This window comes from Burkholderia sp. Cy-637 (genome assembly GCF_011753175.1).
Classification (GTDB): domain Bacteria; phylum Pseudomonadota; class Gammaproteobacteria; order Burkholderiales; family Burkholderiaceae; genus Burkholderia; species Burkholderia gladioli.
Window position 1 is genome coordinate 1 of sequence record NZ_VWWC01000284.1, and the last position, 4,954, is coordinate 4,954.

Annotated in this window: 5 protein-coding genes and 2 pseudogenes; 3 read left to right on the plus strand and 4 right to left on the minus strand. The window is 70.0% G+C overall.

What is annotated here, in order from left to right; genetic code table 11:
* The 4 genes and pseudogenes from F3J10_RS34295 to fliE all read right to left on the minus strand — a co-directional run.
* Positions 1 to 338: pseudogene (locus tag F3J10_RS34295) on the minus strand (flagellar hook-length control protein FliK); the annotation flags it as partial.
* 72 nt (positions 339 to 410) lie between these two features.
* Positions 411 to 743 carry a flagellar protein FliT gene (locus F3J10_RS34300; RefSeq protein ID WP_167243933.1) on the minus strand — a complete coding sequence of 111 codons (333 nt, stop codon included), beginning with the start codon at positions 741 to 743 and terminating at the stop codon, positions 411 to 413.
* A complete protein-coding gene (gene fliS, locus F3J10_RS34305) occupies positions 740 to 1,177 on the minus strand; it encodes a flagellar export chaperone FliS (protein ID WP_025100305.1) in 438 nt (145 codons plus the stop codon). Before fliS ends, F3J10_RS34300 begins: the two co-directional genes overlap by 4 nt.
* A gap of 144 nt (positions 1,178 to 1,321) precedes the next feature.
* The gene (gene fliE, locus F3J10_RS34310; protein WP_013699685.1) at positions 1,322 to 1,660 is read right to left on the minus strand and encodes a flagellar hook-basal body complex protein FliE; all 339 of its coding nucleotides are present in this window, start codon (positions 1,658 to 1,660) and stop codon (positions 1,322 to 1,324) included.
* Between the two features lie 289 nt (positions 1,661 to 1,949).
* Between fliE and fliF the strand changes: the two genes are divergently transcribed.
* The 3 genes and pseudogenes from fliF to F3J10_RS34325 all read left to right on the plus strand — a co-directional run.
* Positions 1,950 to 3,749, plus strand: a complete 1,800-nt coding sequence (gene fliF / locus F3J10_RS34315; protein ID WP_167243934.1) for a flagellar basal-body MS-ring/collar protein FliF — start codon at positions 1,950 to 1,952, stop codon at positions 3,747 to 3,749.
* Positions 3,739 to 4,734 carry a flagellar motor switch protein FliG gene (gene fliG / locus F3J10_RS34320; protein ID WP_025100307.1) on the plus strand — a complete coding sequence of 332 codons (996 nt, stop codon included), beginning with the start codon at positions 3,739 to 3,741 and terminating at the stop codon, positions 4,732 to 4,734. Before fliF ends, fliG begins: the two co-directional genes overlap by 11 nt.
* Positions 4,727 to 4,954: pseudogene (locus tag F3J10_RS34325) on the plus strand (flagellar assembly protein FliH); the annotation flags it as partial. The gene fliG and the pseudogene F3J10_RS34325, both read left to right, overlap by 8 nt.

A 4,954-nucleotide genomic window follows, 5' to 3' on the forward strand; every position in this document is an offset into this window, starting at 1 on the left:
TGCAAGCTGCCCCTGCTGGACGCATCGCCCGCCAGCAGGTCGACCAGCGCGGGCGGCGCGTCCAGCAGGGGCAGCTTGCCGACCACCACCGGCGTGGCATCGCCGCCATGGCGCGAAATCGCGTCGAGCGTCAGCGCCACGCTCGACAGCGCGGTCTGCGCCGAGGGCGCGGGCGGGTTCGGCGCCGGCAAAGGCAAGTTGGCCGGCGGCGTGCCGCGCGCCGCCCCGGTCGGGATGCCGACCTGGGTGGCGGGCGCGCCGGCCGACACGCCGCCCTCGAGCAGGCTGTCGATGCGGCTGGCGAGCATGGCGGCGGTAACCGCGTCGATCCCGGTCATGGTGAGTCCCCGCGCGGCCCGAGCCGGCGTCCGTGTCTGTCTGCGTCTGGTGGTGTGACGGCCCCGCCGCGACTAGCGCCGCGCCTGGTAGATGTCCTTGAGCATGCGCGTCGAGCGGCCCGCGTCGAACAGCGCGGACAGCCGCGCCACCTCGGGGCTGGCGAGATCGCGAATGGCGGCGTCGTCGGCCAGGATCCGGCGGATCAGCGCGTACTTGTGGCCGCGCTCGGTCGGGTCGAGCATCACCCCTTCCTCGGCGGCCTTGAGGCCGTCGACCAGCGTCTGGTACTCCGCCTGCAGCCCGTCGACCGTCGGCCAATCCGCACCGCGCGCGGCCATCAGCATCCGGCCGGACACTTCCGCGATCGCCTCGTAGCGGGCGAGATAAGCTGCCTTGCGACTCATCGTACGGCTTCCGGCTGGGCCTGCCCCGCCATCATGCGGGCCACTTCCGGGGCGATCCCGACCCAGGCCTCCTCGAGCGTGGCCAGCAGGCCGTCGACCTCGACCAGCATGGCATCGCTGGCGCCCACGTTGGCCTCCAGCAGCCGGCGCAGGATATAGGCATAGAGCGCGTTCAGGCGCTCGGCGATCTCGCCGCCGGCCTCGACGTTGAGCGAGGCCTGCAGGCCGCTCTCGACGATCTGCATGGCCTTGCCGATCGCCTCGCCGCGCGCCGCGACATTGCCGGTGTTCAGGTGCAGGCGAGCCTGGGCGATCGCCTTGCGGGCGCCCTCGTAGAGCATCGCGATCAGGCGATGCGGGGACGCGCCCATCACCCCTGTCTCGACGCCGACGCGCGCGTAGGCACTGGCTCCAGCGTGTCCTGGGGAAAACATGACGGCCCTCCTGTTGATGCGATCGTGACGTGTGGCGCGACGCCCGTCGAAACGGCATGCGTAACGCTGTGTAATACCGGCGTTATCGGTAATGACGGGGAAAGCTTTAGCGCGAAGTCGGCGCGAGGGGGTGCGCCGGCCGGGTCAGACCGACATCTGCATGATGTCGTTGTACGCGCTGACGAGCTTGTTTCGGACCTGCAGACCGAACTGCAGGCCGATATTGGCCTTCTGCGAATCGATCATCACGTCGTTGAGGGACACGTTCGGCGCGCCCAGCTCGAAGGCCTTGGCCTCGCCGGCCGCCTTCATCTGGGTGTCGCTGATCCGGTCCAGCGAGGCCTTCAGGGCCCCCGCGAAGCCGCTGGCCGTGGCGGCGCCGTTGCCGGCGGCCGTGGCCGCGGCGCTCGCGCCGCTCGCCTGGGCGGCCATCGCCTGCATCTGTTGCAGCGCCGAAGCGATTCCGTTGACGGGCGCGGTCATGGGGTCTCCACAGAAGATACGGATGGGAAACCGGCAAGGGGCCCCGGCGGGCCCGGCCCGATCCAGCCCCGAATCCGCGCCGAAGGCCGCCGCAAAAAGCGCGGCGCGACGACGCGATGCCGGATTGCGAGCAAGGATAGCAAGCGCGGCGGCGCCCAAAGCGGGCGAAGTACGGGGAAAACTCGGCTCTGTTCCCGCGATCGGAGCCGCCCGCGCGCCGGAATAATCGCATCGTGTCATTGTCCGTCCGCTCGGCCGAGCGGCAGCCCGCTGTGGAGAAACCCGAAGCATGGATTCGCAGGCCAACTCGCTGATCAATCCCGACGCGCGCAACGCCGTCGCCGGCACGCCGCCCAACGCGGCCATGGCCGCCGGTGCGCTGCCTGGCGCCGGCGCGGGCGCGGCCGGCGCGGATTTCGGGCTGGGCGGCTTCGCCGAGCGGCTGTCCGGCTTCCCGAACCTGTCGCGCATGCGCACCAACCCCAAGCTGCCGTTCGTGATCGTCACCGCGCTGGCGATCGCGGCGATCGTCGCGCTGGTGCTCTGGAGCCGCGCCCCCGACTACAAGGTGCTCTACAGCAACCTGTCGGACCGCGACGGCGGCGCCATCATTGCTGCCCTGCAGCAATCCAATATTCCCTACCAGTTCACCGATGCCGGCGGCGCGATCCTGGTGCCCGCCAGCATGGTGCATGAGACGCGCCTGAAGCTGGCCTCGATGGGGCTGCCCAAGGGCGGCTCGGTCGGCTTCGAGCTGATGGACAACCAGAAGTTCGGGATCAGCCAGTTCGCCGAGCAGGTCAACTACCAGCGCGCGCTGGAAGGCGAGCTGGAGCGCACCATCGGCTCGATCAACGCGGTGCGCGCCGCGCGCGTGCACCTGGCGATCCCCAAGCCCTCGGTGTTCGTGCGCGAGCGCGAGGCGCCCAGCGCCTCGGTGTTCGTCGACCTGTACCCGGGCCGCGTGCTGGACGACGGCCAGGTGCTGGCGATCACGCGCATGGTCGCCTCGGGCGTGCCCGACATGCCGGCCAAGAACGTCACCATCGTCGACCAGGACGGCAACCTGCTGTCGCAGCAGCAATCGGCCGCCGGCCTCGACGCGAACCAGCTCAAGTACGTCCAGCAGGTCGAGCGCAACACCCAGAAGCGCATCGACGCGATCCTCGCGCCGATGTTCGGCGCCGGCAACACGCGCGCCCAGGTCAGCGCCGACGTCGATTTCTCGCGCGCCGAGCAGACCTCGGAAAGCTATTCGCCCAACGGCAGCCAGCAGCAGGCCGCGATCCGCAGCCAGCAGACCACCAGCGCCACCGAGATGTCGCAAAGCGGCGCGGGCGGGGTGCCCGGCGCGCTGTCGAACACGCCGCCGCAGCCGGCCTCGGCGCCGATCACCGGCGCCAGCGGCGCGGCCGGCACGCCGCCCACGCCGATCAGCGACCGCAAGGATTCGACCACCAACTACGAGCTCAACAAGACGGTCAGCCACGTCGAGCAGGCCACCGGCGGCATCAAGCGCCTGTCGGTGGCGGTGGTGGTCAACAACCTGCCGGTGGCCGACGCCAAGGGCCACGTGACGATGCAGCCGCTCAGCGCCGACAAGCTCAAGCAGGTCGAGCAGCTGGTGAAGGACGCGATGGGCTTCGACGAGAAGCGCGGCGACTCGGTCAACGTGGTCAACAGCCAGTTCACCGAGCTGGCCGATCCGCTGGCCGACGTGCCCTGGTGGCGCACGCCGGACATGATCGCGATGGCCAAGGACATCGCCAAGTGGCTCGGCATCGGCGTGGCCGCCGCCGCGCTGTACTTCATGTTCGTGCGCCCGGCGATGCGCCGCGCGTTCCCGCCGCACGAGCCGGCGGTGGCCAGCGCCGGCGCGCTGCCGGGCCCGGACGAGCCCGCGCTCGACGGCCTGCCGGCGCTCGAATCGAGCCTCGGCGCGGAGGCGTCGCCCGAGGCGGCGCTGCTCTCGTTCGAGGCGGAAAAGCACCGTTACGAACGCAACCTCGACTACGCGAAGCTGATCGCCCGGCAGGATCCGAAGATCGTCGCGACCGTCGTGAAGAACTGGGTGACCGATGAGCGCTGAAGGCCTGATGAAAAGCGCGCTGCTGCTGATGTCGATCGGCGAGGAAGAGGCGGCGCAGGTGTTCAAGTTCCTGGGCCCGCGCGAGGTCCAGAAGATCGGCGTGACCATGGCCGCGCTGAAGAACGTCACGCGCGACCAGCTCGACGAGGTGCTCAAGGAATTCGTGCAGGAGGCCGAGAAGCATTCGGCGCTGTCGCTCGATTCCGGCGAGTACATCCGCTCGGTGCTGACCAAGGCGCTCGGCGAGGACCGCGCCGGCGCGATCATCGACCGCATCCTGCAGGGCAGCGACACCAGCGGCATCGAGGGCCTGAAGTGGATGGACTCGGGCGCGGTGGCCGAGCTGATCAAGAACGAGCACCCGCAGATCATCGCCACCATCCTGGTGCACCTCGACCGCGACCAGGCCTCCGAGATCGCCTCCTGCTTCACCGAGCGGCTGCGCAACGACGTGCTGCTGCGCATCGCCACGCTCGACGGCATCCAGCCGGCCGCGCTGCGCGAGCTCGACGAGGTGCTGACCGGCCTGCTGTCGGGCAGCGACAACCTCAAGCGCAGCCCGATGGGCGGCATCCGCACCGCCGCCGAGATCCTGAACTTCATGACCAGCTCGCACGAGGAAGCCGTGCTCGCCAACGTCAAGGCCTACGATCCGGACCTGGCGCAGAAGATCGTCGACGAGATGTTCGTGTTCGAGAACCTGCTGGACCTGGAAGACCGCGCGATCCAGCTGATCCTCAAGGAAGTCGAGTCGGAAACGCTGATCGTCGCGCTCAAGGGCGCGCCGCCGCCGCTGCGCCAGAAGTTCCTGGCCAACATGTCGCAACGCGCGGCCGAGCTGCTCGCCGAGGATCTCGACGCGCGCGGCCCGGTGCGCGTCTCCGAGGTCGAGCAGCAGCAGCGCAAGATCCTGCAGATCGTGCGCACCCTGGCCGAGAACGGCCAGGTGGTGATCGGCGGCAAGGCGGAAGACGCCTATGTCTGAGCGTGCTCGCGGCGCGGCCTCGATGACCGCCTACCAGCGGTGGGAGATGGCCTCGTTCGATCCGAAGCCGCCCGCGCCGCCCGTCGAGGACGACGGCGAGGCGGCCGCCGCCGCGCTGGCCGCCGAACTGCAGCGGGTGCGCGACGCCGCCCATGCCGAGGGCATGGCCAGCGGCCAGGCCGAGGGCCACGCGCAGGGCTACCGCGCCGGCCACGACAGC

Excerpts from the sequence above, each read along its gene's own strand:
- fliF (WP_167243934.1), top strand. The coding sequence starts at position 1,950 with ATGGATTCGCAGGCCAACTCGCTGATCAATCCCGACGCGCGCAACGCC.
- fliS (WP_025100305.1), bottom strand. The coding sequence starts at position 1,177 with ATGTTTTCCCCAGGACACGCTGGAGCCAGTGCCTACGCGCGCGTCGGC.
- F3J10_RS34300 (WP_167243933.1), bottom strand. The coding sequence starts at position 743 with ATGAGTCGCAAGGCAGCTTATCTCGCCCGCTACGAGGCGATCGCGGAA.
- fliG (WP_025100307.1), top strand. The coding sequence starts at position 3,739 with ATGAGCGCTGAAGGCCTGATGAAAAGCGCGCTGCTGCTGATGTCGATC.
- fliE (WP_013699685.1), bottom strand. The coding sequence starts at position 1,660 with ATGACCGCGCCCGTCAACGGAATCGCTTCGGCGCTGCAACAGATGCAG.